Annotated in this window: 15 protein-coding genes; 14 read left to right on the top strand and 1 reads right to left on the bottom strand. The window is 50.4% G+C overall.

Going from position 1 to position 14,762, the window contains the following annotated elements; all coding sequences use genetic code 11:
• Window positions 1-20: 20 nt before the first annotated feature.
• From rpmG to ACYVUT_RS07385, 11 genes are all read left to right on the top strand, one after another.
• Complete coding sequence (rpmG, locus tag ACYVUT_RS07435) at window positions 21-170, top strand: 50S ribosomal protein L33 (RefSeq protein ID WP_002879260.1); 150 nt, start codon at window positions 21-23, stop codon at window positions 168-170.
• Window positions 171-224: 54 nt separating this feature from the next.
• Entirely contained in the window at window positions 225-797 is a 573-nt protein-coding gene (locus tag ACYVUT_RS07430; protein ID WP_484501774.1) for a 5-formyltetrahydrofolate cyclo-ligase, read from the top strand.
• Window positions 790-1,461, top strand: coding sequence for a rhomboid family intramembrane serine protease (locus tag ACYVUT_RS07425; protein ID WP_484500484.1), 672 nt, complete (start codon window positions 790-792; stop codon window positions 1,459-1,461). The genes ACYVUT_RS07430 and ACYVUT_RS07425 overlap by 8 nt, the downstream gene beginning before the upstream one ends.
• A 1-nt stretch (window position 1,462) precedes the next feature.
• A complete protein-coding gene (locus ACYVUT_RS07420; protein WP_439775390.1) occupies window positions 1,463-1,690 on the top strand; it encodes a YqgQ family protein in 228 nt (75 codons plus the stop codon).
• A gap of 63 nt (window positions 1,691-1,753) precedes the next feature.
• Window positions 1,754-2,155, top strand: coding sequence for a rhodanese-like domain-containing protein (locus ACYVUT_RS07415; protein ID WP_412137351.1), 402 nt, complete (start codon window positions 1,754-1,756; stop codon window positions 2,153-2,155).
• Between the two features lie 80 nt (window positions 2,156-2,235).
• Window positions 2,236-3,162 carry a tRNA (adenosine(37)-N6)-dimethylallyltransferase MiaA gene (gene miaA / locus ACYVUT_RS07410; RefSeq protein WP_484501773.1) on the top strand — a complete coding sequence of 309 codons (927 nt, stop codon included), beginning with the start codon at window positions 2,236-2,238 and terminating at the stop codon, window positions 3,160-3,162.
• On the top strand, window positions 3,159-4,406 hold the full coding sequence (locus ACYVUT_RS07405) for a methionine gamma-lyase family protein (protein WP_484501772.1): 1,248 nt from the start codon (window positions 3,159-3,161) through the stop codon (window positions 4,404-4,406). Before miaA ends, ACYVUT_RS07405 begins: the two co-directional genes overlap by 4 nt.
• Before the next feature lie 146 nt (window positions 4,407-4,552).
• A complete protein-coding gene (gene glnA, locus ACYVUT_RS07400; protein ID WP_439775393.1) occupies window positions 4,553-5,890 on the top strand; it encodes a type I glutamate--ammonia ligase in 1,338 nt (445 codons plus the stop codon).
• Between the two features lie 251 nt (window positions 5,891-6,141).
• Window positions 6,142-7,362 carry an MFS transporter gene (locus tag ACYVUT_RS07395; RefSeq protein WP_484500480.1) on the top strand — a complete coding sequence of 407 codons (1,221 nt, stop codon included), beginning with the start codon at window positions 6,142-6,144 and terminating at the stop codon, window positions 7,360-7,362.
• A 121-nt stretch (window positions 7,363-7,483) separates the two neighbouring features.
• Complete coding sequence (locus tag ACYVUT_RS07390) at window positions 7,484-7,855, top strand: hypothetical protein (RefSeq protein WP_484500478.1); 372 nt, start codon at window positions 7,484-7,486, stop codon at window positions 7,853-7,855.
• Between the two features lie 25 nt (window positions 7,856-7,880).
• Window positions 7,881-9,332, top strand: a complete 1,452-nt coding sequence (locus ACYVUT_RS07385; RefSeq protein ID WP_484501771.1) for an APC family permease — start codon at window positions 7,881-7,883, stop codon at window positions 9,330-9,332.
• Between the two features lie 99 nt (window positions 9,333-9,431).
• On the opposite strand, the gene ACYVUT_RS07380 is transcribed toward ACYVUT_RS07385, so the two are convergent.
• Entirely contained in the window at window positions 9,432-11,207 is a 1,776-nt protein-coding gene (locus ACYVUT_RS07380) for an oleate hydratase (RefSeq protein WP_439775397.1), read from the bottom strand.
• Between the two features lie 246 nt (window positions 11,208-11,453).
• On the opposite strand from ACYVUT_RS07380, the gene ACYVUT_RS07375 reads away from it, so the two are divergent.
• The 3 genes from ACYVUT_RS07375 (at window position 11,454) to ACYVUT_RS07365 (ending at window position 14,742) form a co-directional block, all read left to right on the top strand.
• On the top strand, window positions 11,454-12,641 hold the full coding sequence (locus tag ACYVUT_RS07375; RefSeq protein ID WP_484500475.1) for a chloride channel protein: 1,188 nt from the start codon (window positions 11,454-11,456) through the stop codon (window positions 12,639-12,641).
• An 85-nt stretch (window positions 12,642-12,726) separates the two neighbouring features.
• Entirely contained in the window at window positions 12,727-13,206 is a 480-nt protein-coding gene (locus tag ACYVUT_RS07370) for a helix-turn-helix domain-containing protein (RefSeq protein WP_484501770.1), read from the top strand.
• 420 nt (window positions 13,207-13,626) lie between these two features.
• Window positions 13,627-14,742: a vitamin B12 independent methionine synthase gene (locus ACYVUT_RS07365; RefSeq protein WP_484500472.1), complete on the top strand. Its 1,116-nt coding sequence runs from the start codon at window positions 13,627-13,629 to the stop codon at window positions 14,740-14,742.
• Window positions 14,743-14,762 lie beyond the last annotated feature (20 nt).

Here is a 14,762-nt window from a genome sequence, read left to right as displayed (position 1 = left end):
AATTGTAGGTGGTGAAAATAATGGCAGACAACATCATTTTAGAATGCACCGAATGTGGCGACAGAAGTTACTTATCTAAGAAGAACAAGCGTAAGCATCCGGAACGTTTGACCTTGAAGAAGTATTGCCCAGTTGAAAGACAGGTAACTCTTCACCGCGAGACTAAGTAATAAAAGATAGCAGGTCGAAAGGCCTGCTTTTTTTATTTTGCAGGAAGAGAGGGCGTGACTGCTTTGATGGACAAGAAAACTTTCCGCTCTTGGCAAAGGAAGCGGCTGGCGGATTTTGCCAAGAGCCCGGCTAAAAAACGGCAAGACCAGGAATTGACGGCGCTGGCCCTAAAGCACCCAATGGTCCAGCAGGCGAGAAAAATCGGGCTAACCCTGCCCATGCCGCTGGAAGTGGATATAAGGGGCTTGATTAAAGAGCTGCGGAAAGAAGGCAAGGAGCTCTATTTGGCCAAGTGCCATCCTGGCTGGCAGCTGGACTTTTTAAAATGGGACGAAGCTGCTCCCATAATGCAGACCAAGTTTGGGGTCTGGGAGCTGGCTGAAGAAAATGAAGTTGATAATAATTTGGACCTGCTTTTTGTCCCTGGCCTGGCCTTTAGTCCGGCGGGCAAGAGCCGGATCGGTTTTGGCGGGGGCTACTATGACCGCTTTTTAGCCAAGAATCCGGTCAAGACCCTGGCCCTGGTCAATTCAGTCATGTACTTCAAGACTCCTGCCTGGCCAATGGAAGACCATGACCGGGCGATGGATGATTTGATAATTGTAAAGGAGGCCGGCGATGAATAATCTGCGGCGTAATTATATGACAACCGCTCTGGTTGTGATCCTCTTTGCCGTTTTCCTGGTGGAAACCTTTATGGGCGGCTCTGAGAGTACTTCCGTTCTGCTGAAAATGGGGGCCATGTTTAACCCGGCCGTAGTGATGGAAGGACAGTGGTGGCGCCTTTTTACCGCCCAGTTCCTCCACATCGGGATCATGCACATCGCCTCAAACGCGATCATGATCTACTATATCGGCCAGTATGCTGAGCCGGTTTTCGGCCACTGGCGCTTTTTGCTGATCTATCTGCTGTCAGGGGTTGGCGGCAGCCTCTTGACCCTGGCTTTTGGCAATGACCAGGCGATCAGCGCCGGGGCGTCAACTGCCCTGTTCGGTCTTCTTGGAGCCATGACCTGCGCGGGTTTCAAGGACAAAGACAATGCGCTCTTGTCCTTCTTGGGCCGGCAGGCTTTAGCCTTAGCAGTCATCAACCTGGTCTTGGACATCTTCATGCCTGACGTGGACATCCTGGGCCACCTGGGCGGCTTAATCACCGGGGCCCTACTGGCCATTATTTTGGGTGATGCAACTTACCGGGGCTATGGCAAGGGCGGCCGGCTGTTGGCGGCAGCTGCTTTGATTGTCTATGTGGTTTTGACTTTGCGTTTAGGAATGGCAGTGACGGTGTAAAATGACTGTTTTGAAAAATCTTTACGATGTCCAGCAGCTTTTGAAAAAATACGGCATCCTGGTCCACTTGGGCAAAAGAAAGTGGGATATCGAACTAATGGCGATTGAGCTGGACAACTTGTATAAGGCAGGCGTTTTAGAGAAAAAACTCTATTTAAACGCCAAGCTGGTCTTAAAGCATGAACACGAATACGAAGAGCGCCTTGAGCGGGAAAAAAGACTTGACTAGCTAGCCGCAGGCTGAATTTAGCGTTATTATAAGATAAGACTTGCAAGAAGGAGCTTTTTTCACATGACCAATTTTTTAATCGTTCTTGACGTCATCTTAGGCGTCATCCTGCTGGGCTTTCTGGGCTTCTGGGCTTACAACCGGATCCAGGCCAAGCGCCTGGGCGGGGAACTGACCAACGAGGAATTCAAGGCCGGGATGCGGAAGGCGCAGATCATCGACGTCCGCGAAGCCGATGAGTTCAAGCATGAACATATTGACGGGGCAAGAAACATCCCTTACACCATGTTCAAGTACCAATACACCGAACTGCGGCCAGACCTGCCGGTCTACCTCTATTCGGACTCTTTGACCATGACCCTGCGCTGCGCCAGCATCCTGCGCAAGCACAATTTTGCCAAGGTCTTTTATCTCAAAGACGGCTTCTCCCAATGGGACGGCCGCAAGAAGGCAGCCAAGAACTAAGCTGAAAGCTTGCTGAGAAAATTTCTCAAGCAGGCTTTTTTGGTTTATGATGATAGAAGAGAAAATTGCAGGAGGAATTTATGCAGAAAGTAGTGGCTATCGTCGGGCCGACTGCCGTGGGCAAGACCAGCCTGGCCATCGAGCTGGCCAAGAAATTGGACGGGGAAATCGTCTCTGGCGACTCCATGCAGATCTACAAAGAAGTAGCCATCGGCACGGCCAAGGCCAGCCCGGAAGAGCAGGCAGAAGTCAAACACTACCTGGTGGATGCCCATTCGGTCTTTGAAGACTTTTCCGTTAAAAATTTCGTCGATGAGGCCCGGTCAGCTATCGGCGAGATCGCGGGGAAAGGCAAATTGCCCATCATCGCGGGCGGTACCGGCTTTTACGTCAATGCCTTGTTAAACGACATGCAGCTGGGCGACAAGGAAGAAGAAGCAGCCAGCGTGGACCCGGAATGGGAGGATTTTTTAGCAGCTAACGGCCCCCAGGCCTTGTGGGATGAATTAAACAGGAAAGACCCGGAAGCCGCCAAAAAGATTCCTGTGGCTAACAGCCGAAGAAGCCTTAGGGCACTTAGCGTGATTAGCCGGACGGGCGGGCTTTTTTCCAAGCAGCAGGCAGAAATCAAGCCCCGCTATGACTACTTGATCATCGGCTTAAACAGCGACCGGGATGCCATCTACCAGCGGATCAACCAGCGAGTGGATTTGATGATGGAGGCTGGGCTTTTAGAAGAGGCCCGCTTTGTCTACGACAACCGGGCAGGTGAGCACCAGGTTCTGCAGGCCATCGGCTACAAGGAATTTTTCCCTTATTTTGCAGGCGAGGCCAGCCTGGAAAGCTGCGTGACAACCCTTAAGACGGCTTCAAGGCGCTATGCCAAGCGGCAATTGACCTACTTTAGAAACAAGCTGCCGGTTGAGTGGTATGACCCCTTGACCGACCTAAACTGCGCCAATAGAATTGCTGTCAGAATAGAAGAATGGATGAAGGAAGAAAAATGAAAAAATTACCAGAAGAATTAAAGGCAATCCTGGCCGAAGTTGACCAGGAAATCGCACCCCGCCTGCGGGAAATCGACGACCAGGTGGTCTATAACCAGGAGAAGGTTTTGAGGGCCTTTGTTGACCATCAGGTGGCTGAAGCTGACCTGAAGGGGACCAACGGCTACGGGGACGATGACATTGGCAGAGAGAAGCTGGAAGCTATCTACGCCCAGGTTTTTCACACTGAAGATGCCTTGGTCCGGCCTCAGTTCGTTTCCGGCACCCACACTTTAGCCGTGGCATTAGACGGGAACCTTTTGCCTGGCGAAACTTTGACCTACTTGACCGGGATGCCGTATGACACCATGCAGCAGGTAATCGGCTTGGCCCCGAAGAAGCGGGGGACCTTGATCCAAAAAGGGATCAACTTCTCTTACGTGCCTTTAAACAGTGAAGGCGGGGTCGACTATGAGGAAGCTGAGAAGGTCCTTAAGCGCGACCAGCCCCATATCGTGGTCATCCAGCGGTCTCGGGGCTATGATACCCGGCAGAGCTACACGGTTGACCAGATCAAGGAAATGACCGCTTTTGTCAAACAGGTCAGCCCGGAGAGCTTAGTTTTCGTCGACAACTGCTATGGGGAATTTTCCGAAAAGCATGAACCGACCGAATACGGGGTCGACTTCATGGCTGGTTCCTTGATCAAGAACGCCGGCGGCGGGATTGCCCAGACCGGCGGCTACATCGTCGGCAAAGAAGAACTGGTTGAAAACGCGGCTATCCGCTTGACGGCGCCAGGGATTGGCAAGGAAGAAGGGGCAACCTTGACCAACATGCACGAATTCTATGAAGGCTTTTTCTTGGCTCCGCACACGACTGGTGAAGCCATCAAAGGGATGATCTTCTCAGCAGCTCTTTTGGAAAAGATGGGCTGTGAAGTAACGCCTAAGTGGGATGAGCCGCGGACTGACCTCATTCAGACGATTATCTTCAACGATCAGGAAAAGATGATCAATTTCACCAAAGAAGTACAGAAAAATTCGCCAATTGACTCCTTCGTTGAGCCGATCCCAAGCGACATGCCAGGTTACGAAGATAAAGTCATCATGGCCGCCGGCAATTTCGTCTCTGGTTCGACCATGGAATTCTCTGCAGATGGCCCTATCCGGCCGCCTTATGCCCTCTACATGCAAGGTGGTCTAACTTATGCTCACGATAGAATAGCGGTTACAAATGCCGTAAATCATTTGTTTTTTAAGTAAAAGTAACAAAAGACTTTTTTTATTAAAAAAGTCTTTAGACCAATTTGACCTCAGGCGGTCAGAGTGGTATCTTTAAAGCATCGATTAGCACAGAGCCAATTGATTAGTTGATCGTAAATTTATTCTTGATTTTTAAAGGTGAGAACATGAGCAAGGTATTTACTGAAGAAGAAATCCGTAAAGATGTAGAAGAGAAGAACGTTCGCTTTTTGCGTCTGGCCTTCACTGACATTAACGGCACGCTGAAGAACTTGGAAGTTCCAGTCAGCCAATTGGACGACGTTTTGGGCAACCAAACCCGCTTTGACGGTTCATCAATCGACGGCTTCGTTCGTCTGGAAGAAAGTGACATGGTTCTGTACCCAGACCTGTCAACTTGGTCAGTTCTGCCATGGACGACTGTTGAAGAAGGCACCATCGGCCGCCTGGTCTGCTCAGTCCACAACGTAGACGGCACTCCATTTGAAGGTGACCCACGCAACAACTTGAAGAAGGTTGTTGCTGAAATGAAGGAAATGGGCTTCTCCGACTTCGAAATCGGTTTTGAAGCTGAATTCTTCCTCTTCAAGGAAGGCAAGAACGGGGAAGAAACTACTGAAGTTTCTGACCACAGCTCATACTTCGACATGGCTTCTGAAGACGAAGGCGCCAAGTGCCGCCGGGAAATCGTTGAAACTTTGGAAAAGCTGGGCTTCCGCGTAGAAGCTGCCCACCACGAAGTTGGCGACGGCCAGCAAGAAATCGACTTCCGCTTCGACAACGCTTTGGCAACTGCCGACAAGCTGCAAACTTTCAAGATGGTTGTCAAGACTATCGCCCGCAAGTACCACCTGTACGCAAGCTTCATGGCTAAGCCAGTTGAAGGTTTGGCCGGCAACGGGATGCACACCAACATGTCCCTCTTCAAGGACGGCAAGAACGCCTTCTACGACAAGGATGGCCAATACCACCTGTCAACTACTGCCTTGACTTTCTTGAACGGGATTTTGGAACACGCCCGCGCTATTACCTGCGTGGCTAACCCAACTGTCAACTCATACAAGCGGCTGATCCCAGGCTTTGAAGCTCCAGTTTACATCTCATGGGCAAGCCGGAACCGGTCACCAATGGTCCGGATTCCTAACGCCAACGAAGTCGGCACCCGTCTGGAAATGCGGTCAGCTGACCCAACTGCCAACCCATACCTGCTTCTGTCAGCCTGCCTGAAGGCTGGTTTGACCGGGATCAAGGAAGGCAAGCTGCCAATGGCACCTGTAACTTCCAACCTGTTCGAAATGACTGACGACGAACGCAAGGAACTGGGCATCAAGCCATTGCCATCAACCTTGCACAACGCCATCAAGGCATTTAAGGAAGACGAAGTCATCAAGTCTGCCTTCAGCGAACACATTGTTGACAGCTTCCTGGAAATGAAGGAAACTGAATGGGCTCTGTACACTCAATCAGTTTCAGAATGGGAAGTAAAGCGCTACTTCAACTACTAAAATTCAGAATACGATATTTATCATTGACTAATCAGAAAGTCTGCCTTTTGGGCAGGCTTTTTTCTTATGAAGAAATCAGACTTAATTATCTTAAGCAAGTCAGGCTTTTGCTAGCGCTTTATTGCTGAATTATAGAAAAAAGGCAAAGAGATTTTTGCCAGCCTTAGCGAAGAAGGGCGAAATATGGTAAAATCTAATTTGTTTTTAAGCAAAAATCATTATAATTGATTGAGACTAAAGAAGGTTATATAGTGAGCAGCAAGAGCGCAAGTGTTTCCCCGGCCAAAGCCGGGCGGATGGAGCAGGAAAAGGGCAAGTCGATTTATTCCAAAGATGTCATCTTGGTTATGACTGCCTCCTTCCTGTTTTTGTTCGGGACCATGTTCAACAATCCTTTGATCAACGGCTATGCTGAAAGCCTGGGAGCCAGCAGCATTTTAGCCGGGGTGATCGTGGGGATCATGAGCTTCGCGGCCATGTTTCTCCGGCCAATTGCCGGCAACTTGACTGACAAGTTCTCCAAGTACCAGCTGTCTTTTATTGGCGGGGTGCTGATTCTTATCGGGATCGTGGGTTATATTGTTTCGCCTAACGGGGAGCTCTTGCTCTTGTTCAGAATCATCAACGGGACTGGCTTCGTTCTTTGTACCGTCTGCATGACCACCTGGATCGCCTTCTTGGTTCCCCGTCAGCACGTCGGGGCGGCCATGGGCTTGTACGGGCTGATGAATGCTTTGGCCATGTCCATTGCCCCGGCCATCTCAATCAACCTCTACAAGGTGATTGGCTACCGGGAAACCATGATGCTGCCAGCCGCGGCAACTTTGATCATGATCATCATCATCCAGTTCGTCGGCAACCGGGCTGTCCCAAGTCCCCGGCAAAAAGAAAAGAAGCAATTCAAGCTGATTTCCGTCAACGCTTTGCCAGTAGCACTTTTAACGACCTGCTTCGGCATTCCCTACTTCGTCACCCAGGCTGACATCGTGACTTACGTGGCCAAGATGCATATGCCAGTGGCGGTAGGGAGCTACTTCTTCATTTACGCCATCGTCCTGCTCTTGATCCGGACTTTCCTTAAGAACTACTTTGACACGGTCCGCTTCGGGGTCTGGTTCTGGCTGAGTCTGGTGGCTACGGCCATCTACCTGGTCCTTTTAGCCTACATGAACAGCAACTGGATGATGGCCCTGGGGGCAGCCGGGATGGCAATCGGCTACGGCTTGATCTACTCGGTCCTGCAATCAACGGCCCTGCTTTTGTCACCGGCCAATGAACAGGGCCTGGGCAGCTCCACCTTTTACCTGGGCCTGGACATCGCCATGGCCTTTGGGCCAATGCTGGCCGGGGTCGTGGCCAAGGCTATGCCGGGCCGCTATTTCTACTTGGTCCAGCTGATCGTGGTACCGCTGGCCTTGATCGTTTACCTGGTTTGGCGCAAGCGCCTCAACGGGGCAATTGATAAGCATTAAGTGTAAATATTTGAGAAAATCTGAAAATATCAAAAGCCAGCCGTCAGGCTGGTTTTTCTTTTGCCCGCTAATTGGCTATAATGAAAGATAGCGTAAATTTTTTGGAAGGAAGACAGCAATAATGGAAATCGAGAAATTGAAGGCAGACTACGTGAATTGGGTAGCCGGGCAGACGGTTTTTAACCCTTGGTCAGACACGGTTGTCCAAGTGGAAAACGAATTGGTCGATGCATATGGCCGCAAGCCTTTTGTCCTGGTTGAAAAAAATGGAGACGAGTACACGGTGACCGATGACGGGAGCCTCATGTACAAGTACAACCCCATGGAAGAAAACGAGGACTTGAACGAGTACGCGGCCGGGATGGTCATGGATGCCGGTTTCGACTTTGACGAAGATCATGCCGTGATTGAGCAGACCGTTAGTGAAGAAGCGCTGCCTGGCGCTATCAATGCCTTGATGCAGCTGGAAATCATGATTTCCTTTATTGCATAAAAGTAAGGAGGAAGAAGAAAAAAGCATGGATTCTTTAGATGAAACCGGCAAGCGGAAATATATTTCCTGGCCGGTGATCGCCCTGATGGACTTCGTGACCGTGATTGGTTTCGATGATATCATCTACAACTTTCAAAACCAGGGCCTGGCTGTCGTCAGTGACTGGATTTTGCTCTTGGTCTTGTTCGTCATTCCTTATGAAATGATGGTCGGCCACCTGGGCAGCGTTTTTGCCAAAGAAGGGGGCGGCCTGTCCTCCTGGATCCGGCACACTTCCGGTGACCGGATGGGCTATATTACGGCTTGGTGCTACTGGGTGGTATCCTTGCCTTACCTGGTTGACGTGGCTAACTCAACCGTTATTTCATTTGCCTGGCTCTTTAAGGGGCGGGCGCTGGATGATAAGGAAATGTCCAACTGGGTCTTTGCCTTGTTCACGGCTTTGATCTTCGTGGTTTTCATCTTCTTCCAGCACAAGTTTGCCAACTCCCTGCAATGGCTGTCCATTATCGGGGGCGGGGCCATGTTTGTGATGACGATTCTTTTTGTCATTATGACCTTTGCCTACCTGGGCGAGGGGCGGCCGGTAGCGACCCAGCCCTTCCACTTCAAGAACTTCCTGCCGACCTTTGACATGAAGTTCATGATGTCCCTGGGCCTCTTGATTTTTGCCATGAACGGCAGCGAATTCGTCGCCCCTTATGTCAATGAAATGAAAAATGGTCCCCAGGACTTCCCGAAAGCCATGTACATGCTGGCCGCGATGACTGGCTTTTTGACCATCTTCGGTTCCTTCAGTTTAGGCGTTTTCTTTAACGCCCACAAATTGCCGGATGACTTGAAGATGAATGGGTCCTATTACGCCTTCCAAGCCATGGGGGAAAAGTTTGGCATGGGCAACTTCTTCTTGTATGCCTTTATCATCACCCAGGCCCTTTATATGCTGGCCCAGCTGGCGGTACTGGTGGACGGCGGGGCCCGGATTTTCCTGTCTGACACGGCCAAGCAGTACCTGCCAAAGCAATTGACCAAGGTGGACAAGAACGGCCTGCCAATCAACGGCTATTGGCTGACGACCTTCATTTGCTCAGTTTTGCTCTTCTTGAGCTCAACTCTGCCAACGGTCAACGACATCTTCAACCAGCTTTTGAACTTGAACGGGATCGTATCACCTTATGTGACTGGCCTGCTTTTCTGGGCCTTCATCAAGGTGCGGATGCATGAAGAAGACTACCCGTCAGCTTATGTCTACATCAAGAACCGGAAGTTTGCCATCTTTGTTGGCTGGTGGTGCTTGATCGTGACCTTGACCGGGGCCACCTTCGGGATTGTGCCGATCGACGCCAAGTTCGGGACGGCCAAGTGGACCCACATGCTGATCTTGAACATCGTTGAACCCCTCTTTATGATCGGCTTAGGCGTAATTTTGCCGCTCATTGCCAAGTGGCAGAGAAAGCGCGACGGTGAAGAAGCGTAGTAAACTATTTTATGTTTTTAGGCAAAAGAAAAAGAGAAGCGATGTGCTTCTCTTTTTTGCTTGCAATTAATATTATCTATTCGTTTATTTTGTAACTGCCTATTCAAGCAATTTTGCTTCCTTGAGCAATTCTTCCAGCCAAGTGCCTTGGACCTTCTTCAGTGCCCCCTTGACCGCGATCTTAGGCAGTGGCAGGTCCATCTGGTCGATTGGCTTCTTGTCGTTTAAGTAGTAGGTTGCCTTCAAAAGCTCCCGGATGTCGTAGACTGAGTCAAAGACTTCCGGTACCCCGCGGTCAACGTTAAGCAGGGTGTAGACAGCTTCCATGGCGGTCCGGACTGAGTATTCAGTGGTGAAGACCGTATCTCTGGTCGGAGATTCAGCGAAGTTGCCGATGAAGGCCAGGTTGACAGAACCAGCTGGTACGACTGCCGGCCGGTCGCCCTTCTTCCGCATTTGGAAGTAAGCGGTGATGTAAGGCATGTAAACTGGAACAGTGTTGACATAGTCATCGCCGGCGTACTTCTTGATCAAATCGTCTGGCACGCCCAGGTGGTAGAGGAGTTCTTCAGTAATCTCTTCACCAGTGCAGTCTACGACCCGCTTCTTGATGTAATTGCCTGGCGTGTCTGAGTAAAGGGCGTAGATCCAGACAACGGTTTCGTTTTCCTTCTGGTCCTTGAAGTGCGGCTGACGGTGAATAGTGAAGGAGAGCATCCAGTTGGAGTCAGTGACAGTGATGATCCCGCCGGTGTTGACCCGGTGCTGGTGGATGTCCCGCTTGGTCAGGCGTTCGAAGTACGGTTCCAGAGTAGCATCTTTCATGGTCATGGTCGCAGAAACGAACCAGGCTCTTTCCGGGATGTTTTCGCAGAAGACTTCCGGGTGGCCAAAGGCTTCGTCTTGTTCAGCCAAGTTCTGCCACAATTTCCAAGAGCCGCCCAGCTTGTGGGTGATTGGCGCTGGAGTGTGGTGGGTGCCGTAGGTTGAGCTTTCAACGATTGACCCGTTAGTAACGTAAACCAGGTCGTCCGGGGTCAAGTCAATTTCCTGGTGTTCCCCGTCTCTGGTGAGGATCAGCTTCTTGGCAAGCTTTTCACCATTACTGGTATCGACTACGACGTTTTCTACTTGCGTGTTGTAGCAGATATCAACGTCATGGCTTTCCAGGTAGGCCAAAAGCGGCTTGGTCATGGATTCATACTGGTTGTACTTGTTGAACTTCAAGGCTGACAGGTCCGGCAAGCCGTCGATGTGGTGGATGAAACGCATCGCGTAGCGGCGCATTTCAATGACTGAGTGCCACTTTTCAAAGGCAAACATGGTTGCCCAGTAAGCCCAGAAGTTGGTCTCAAAGAATTCATCAGAGAAGAAATCTTCAATTGAGATTCCTTCCAGTTTGTCTTCCGGAGTCATGACCAGCTTGACGATTTCCCCGGCGCACTTGCCCAGGCCGTACTGGCCATCAGTTGGCACCCGGTCGCCTCTGTGGTGGATCAGGCGGCAGTTGGATGAGTTAGGGTCATCCTTGTCCAGCCAGGCGTATTCGTCCAGGTAGGAGGCGCCAGGAATTTCCAAAGATGGAATTGACCGGTACATGTCCCAAAGACATTCAAAGTGGTTTTCCATTTCCCGGCCGCCCCGGATGATGTAGCCGTATTCCGGCCGCTTGATCCCGTCCAGGGACCCCCCGGCCAGGGCTTCTTCTTCAAGCAAGTGAATCTTCTTGCCATCCATGTGCCCATCGCGGATCATGAAAACGCAGGCAGCTAAGCCAGCCAGGCCGCCCCCGATGACATAAGCGCTCTTCTTGTCAGCGTCTTTTGGCTTTCTAGCGTCAGTAAATGCTTCGTAATTACCGTTTGAATAATACATCTCATTCACCTCATGTACTTGCTAACTGTTTTCTGATATTTTTTCCTTTTTCACCTTGTATTCTAGCATTTATCAAAAGCGCTTTCAAATAAATTTTTCCTTAAAGAACTGGGTACAGGTATAGAAAATGGCGATTGGATAAGAATAATTAAGTTGAAGCAGAAGGGCGAGAAAAAGCTTTCAAGTTGCGGGTGAAATTTGTTATCATGGAATGATGCAGATTAAGGATTGGAGAGGATATTGTATATGAAGCGGTTGAAAAGCCTGGCTTTTATCTATGCAAGTATATTTAGTTTGCTGATTGGTTTAGGAGCAGGGATTTTTTTGACAATTTCCAGTGAATTGATTTCCCTTTTCTGGTCTAAGCGAATCTTGGCCCATCCGGGTCTCCTGCTGCTCCAGTGCCTCTTGTTTGGCCTGGTGATCGGGCTTCTGCAGCTGAAGGTCGGGGCCTATCCCAAGACGATCAAGCAGATCCTGGCCGAGTTCCAGGAAACCGGGAAGGTAACAGGAGCCAGCTGGCGGACCTGGGTCAACGGGACGGTTATTCTGGCTGGCGGGGCCAGCGTGGGGCCGGAAGCTTCCATGACCGGGATTATTGCCCGCCAGTCAAGCGCCATGGGCCAGCAGTTAACCAACTACTTGACTGACCCGGACCTGCCCCAAGCGTCTTTTAAAGAACAGTTTTTATCCTTGTTCAGACCTTTTTCTCCGGCAGAAGGGCCTTTAAAAGATGTTTTTGCCAAGAAGTGGCGGCAGAAGGCCAGCTATACTATCTGGACCTGCCTGGGCATTTGCAGCTTTGCCATGTGGCTGAAGGCTTTCCCGGAAGCCAAGGTCTTCCAGATCGGCTTTGCAAAGGTGGCCTGGACCTGGCAGGGGATCCTGCTGACTCCAGTTGCTTTTGCTTTGGGTCTGGCTTTTGGCAACTTCTTTTTGAAATTTGAAGAAATCGGGGCAAAATTGGGCGAGACCATACCAAATTACCTGCTCAAAGGGATGCTGGGCGGCCTCTTGCTGGGCATCGGTGGCCTTTTATCCAGCTACCTGCTCTGGTCTGGGGCCTTTACCATGTGGGACCTGGTTGACCAGGCTGCCAAATTAGGGCCGGCCTTTTTAATCAGCTTAGCCTTTGGCAAGTGTCTCTTGACCAATTTTGGCTTTGGTCTGGGCTGGAGAGGGGGGACCATCTTCCCGGCGATTTTCTGCTCAGTTGCCTTAGGGATGGGCCTGGCCTTGCTTTTGCCCTGGTCCCAGAATCTCCTGGTGGCTGTTTTGACCGCGGCCAGCGTGAGCGTGATCGTTGGCAAACCTAAGCTGGTGGCACTTTTGCTGGTCTTCTTGTTCAGCCTCCGCCTAGCTCCGGTCATTATCCTGGTTTGCCTGTTGTGTGAGAAAATTCTCCAGAGCAAGCGACTATTTCCCCGGAAATAATTCCTTTGCAAGCCAGGCTTGCTTGTTTAAAGGCCAAAATTCTCCTAAGCTAAGAGTTGAAAGCAAAACAGAAAGAGGATGACTGATGAAATTTAGTGAACAGATCAAGAAACTCCGCCGGGACCAAGGCTTGACCCAGGAAGAATTAGCGGCCAAGATCCATGTGACCCGGCAGGCGGTGTCCAATTGGGAAAATGACAAGAATTTGCCCGATCTTGAAACTTTAATCGTCATCAGCCAGACTTTTCAGCTTTCTTTGGACGAACTGATTTTAGGAGGAACTGAAATGACTGACAAATTAATCAATGACGCAAGTGAAACCAAGCGGGCCAAGTTCAACTTCTGGTCGGCTTTGATTGGCGGAGGATTGATGCTAGTCGGCTTTATCTGCTTTTTGATCAAGGCCAATTCGGTAGAGTACGTGGACAAGCAAGGCTTTTTGCACGAAAACTTCTATCTTCTGCCTTTGGGCTACCTCTTCTTGTTTTCCGGTTTGCTGGTAATTTTGGTCAGTGGGGTCAGCTACTTGTGCAAGTTGCATAAGCTGAGAAAAAGTCAAAATTAATTTTGCCCAAAAGGATTGACAGAGCCTGGCAAAAGTTTTAAGATTATGGCAAATAGATTAACGATTGCTGAGAAAAGATGAGTAGCTGCTGGCAGCCTGCTACAGAGAACCGGGTTAGCTGAGAGCCGGCGAGGGCAAAGGCAGCGAAGATGGTCTTGGAGCATAAACAAATGGTGAGCTTAGGCAAGCCATTTGCGGGTAGCGCCCGGTATAGCGCTGGGCTTTCATTAGGAAGCTTTTGAGGGTTTGGCCGCGAGGCCGGACTGAAGAAGAGTGGTAACACGCTAGGCGCGTCTCTTGACTGACTGAGTCAGTTTGGGGCGCGCTTTTTTAGTGCCCGGCAATCGTGTCTTAGCGTTTTCTGTTGTTTTGGTATCTGTTTTGATACTTGATTTGATTTTTGCCAGAGGGGAATTATTTATGACTAAATTATCTGCACCATACCGTTACGACATTGTTGGCTCCTTCTTGCGGCCGCAGGAATTAAAGGATGCCCGGGCCAAGTTCAAGGCCGGGGAGTTGAGCAAGGAAGACTTGACCAAGGTGGAAGACAAGTGGATCAGCGACTTGGTTGAAAAGGAAAAGGCAGTGGGCCTGAAAGCCGTAACTGATGGTGAATTCCGCCGCAGCTGGTGGCACCTGGACTTCTTGTGGGGCCTTAAAGGCGTAATCAAGTACGACTACCAGCAAAGCTACAAGTTCCATGGGGCCAAAACCCGGACTGACAATGCTGAACTGGGCGGCAAGGTAGCTTACAACCCAGACCATCCATTTTTCGACCACTTCCTCTTTACCAAAAAGGCGGCTGGGGACGCGGTAGCCAAGCAGACCATCCCTTCACCAACCATGCTCTTCAGAGACAACCGGTCTGACAACTGGCCAGAATTCTATGCCAGCTGGGAAGACTATCTGGCTGACTTGGGCAAGGCCTACAATGAAACCATCAAGCATTTCTACGATCTTGGCTGCCGCTACCTGCAAATCGACGACACCACCTGGGCCTTTTTGATCAGCAAGCTCAATGAAAGCCAGGACAATCCAGAAGAACACGCCAAGTACGTTCACTTGGCCGAAAGCGCAGTGACGGTCATCAACGCGGCTTTGGCAGGCCTGCCGGAAGACTTGACGGTCACTACCCACATCTGCCGGGGCAACTTCAAGTCAACCTTCCTTTTCTCCGGTGGTTATGAACCAGTTGCTCCTTACCTGGCCCAATTGAACTATGACGGCTTTTTCCTGGAATACGACTCAGACAGATCAGGCGATTTGGCGCCAATTAAGCAGGTCTGGAACGGCCGGGAAAATGTCAAGATCGTCCTGGGCCTGGTAACTTCCAAGTTCGGGAAGCTGGAAGACAAGGACGCGGTGATTGCCCGCTTGAAGGAAGCCAGCGGTTACGTGCCATTGGAAAACCTCTGCCTCAGCCCGCAATGCGGTTTTGCGTCAACTGAAGAAGGGAACACCTTGACTGAAGAAGAAGAATGGAACAAGCTGAAGTTCATCAAGGAAGTCGCTGACGAAGTTTGGGGCGAATAAGAGTAAACTGACTAAGTAAG

This window comes from Lactobacillus sp. WILCCON 0059 (assembly GCF_057197985.1).
This window is presented reverse-complemented; position numbering and strand designations above follow the sequence as displayed.

Excerpts from the sequence above, each read along its gene's own strand:
- rpmG (WP_002879260.1), top strand. The coding sequence starts at position 21 with ATGGCAGACAACATCATTTTAGAATGCACCGAATGTGGCGACAGAAGT.
- ACYVUT_RS07425 (WP_484500484.1), top strand. The coding sequence starts at position 790 with ATGAATAATCTGCGGCGTAATTATATGACAACCGCTCTGGTTGTGATC.
- ACYVUT_RS07420 (WP_439775390.1), top strand. The coding sequence starts at position 1,463 with ATGACTGTTTTGAAAAATCTTTACGATGTCCAGCAGCTTTTGAAAAAA.
- ACYVUT_RS07415 (WP_412137351.1), top strand. The coding sequence starts at position 1,754 with ATGACCAATTTTTTAATCGTTCTTGACGTCATCTTAGGCGTCATCCTG.
- miaA (WP_484501773.1), top strand. The coding sequence starts at position 2,236 with ATGCAGAAAGTAGTGGCTATCGTCGGGCCGACTGCCGTGGGCAAGACC.
- ACYVUT_RS07405 (WP_484501772.1), top strand. The coding sequence starts at position 3,159 with ATGAAAAAATTACCAGAAGAATTAAAGGCAATCCTGGCCGAAGTTGAC.
- glnA (WP_439775393.1), top strand. The coding sequence starts at position 4,553 with ATGAGCAAGGTATTTACTGAAGAAGAAATCCGTAAAGATGTAGAAGAG.
- ACYVUT_RS07390 (WP_484500478.1), top strand. The coding sequence starts at position 7,484 with ATGGAAATCGAGAAATTGAAGGCAGACTACGTGAATTGGGTAGCCGGG.
- ACYVUT_RS07385 (WP_484501771.1), top strand. The coding sequence starts at position 7,881 with ATGGATTCTTTAGATGAAACCGGCAAGCGGAAATATATTTCCTGGCCG.
- ACYVUT_RS07380 (WP_439775397.1), bottom strand. The coding sequence starts at position 11,207 with ATGTATTATTCAAACGGTAATTACGAAGCATTTACTGACGCTAGAAAG.
- ACYVUT_RS07375 (WP_484500475.1), top strand. The coding sequence starts at position 11,454 with ATGAAGCGGTTGAAAAGCCTGGCTTTTATCTATGCAAGTATATTTAGT.
- ACYVUT_RS07370 (WP_484501770.1), top strand. The coding sequence starts at position 12,727 with ATGAAATTTAGTGAACAGATCAAGAAACTCCGCCGGGACCAAGGCTTG.
- ACYVUT_RS07365 (WP_484500472.1), top strand. The coding sequence starts at position 13,627 with ATGACTAAATTATCTGCACCATACCGTTACGACATTGTTGGCTCCTTC.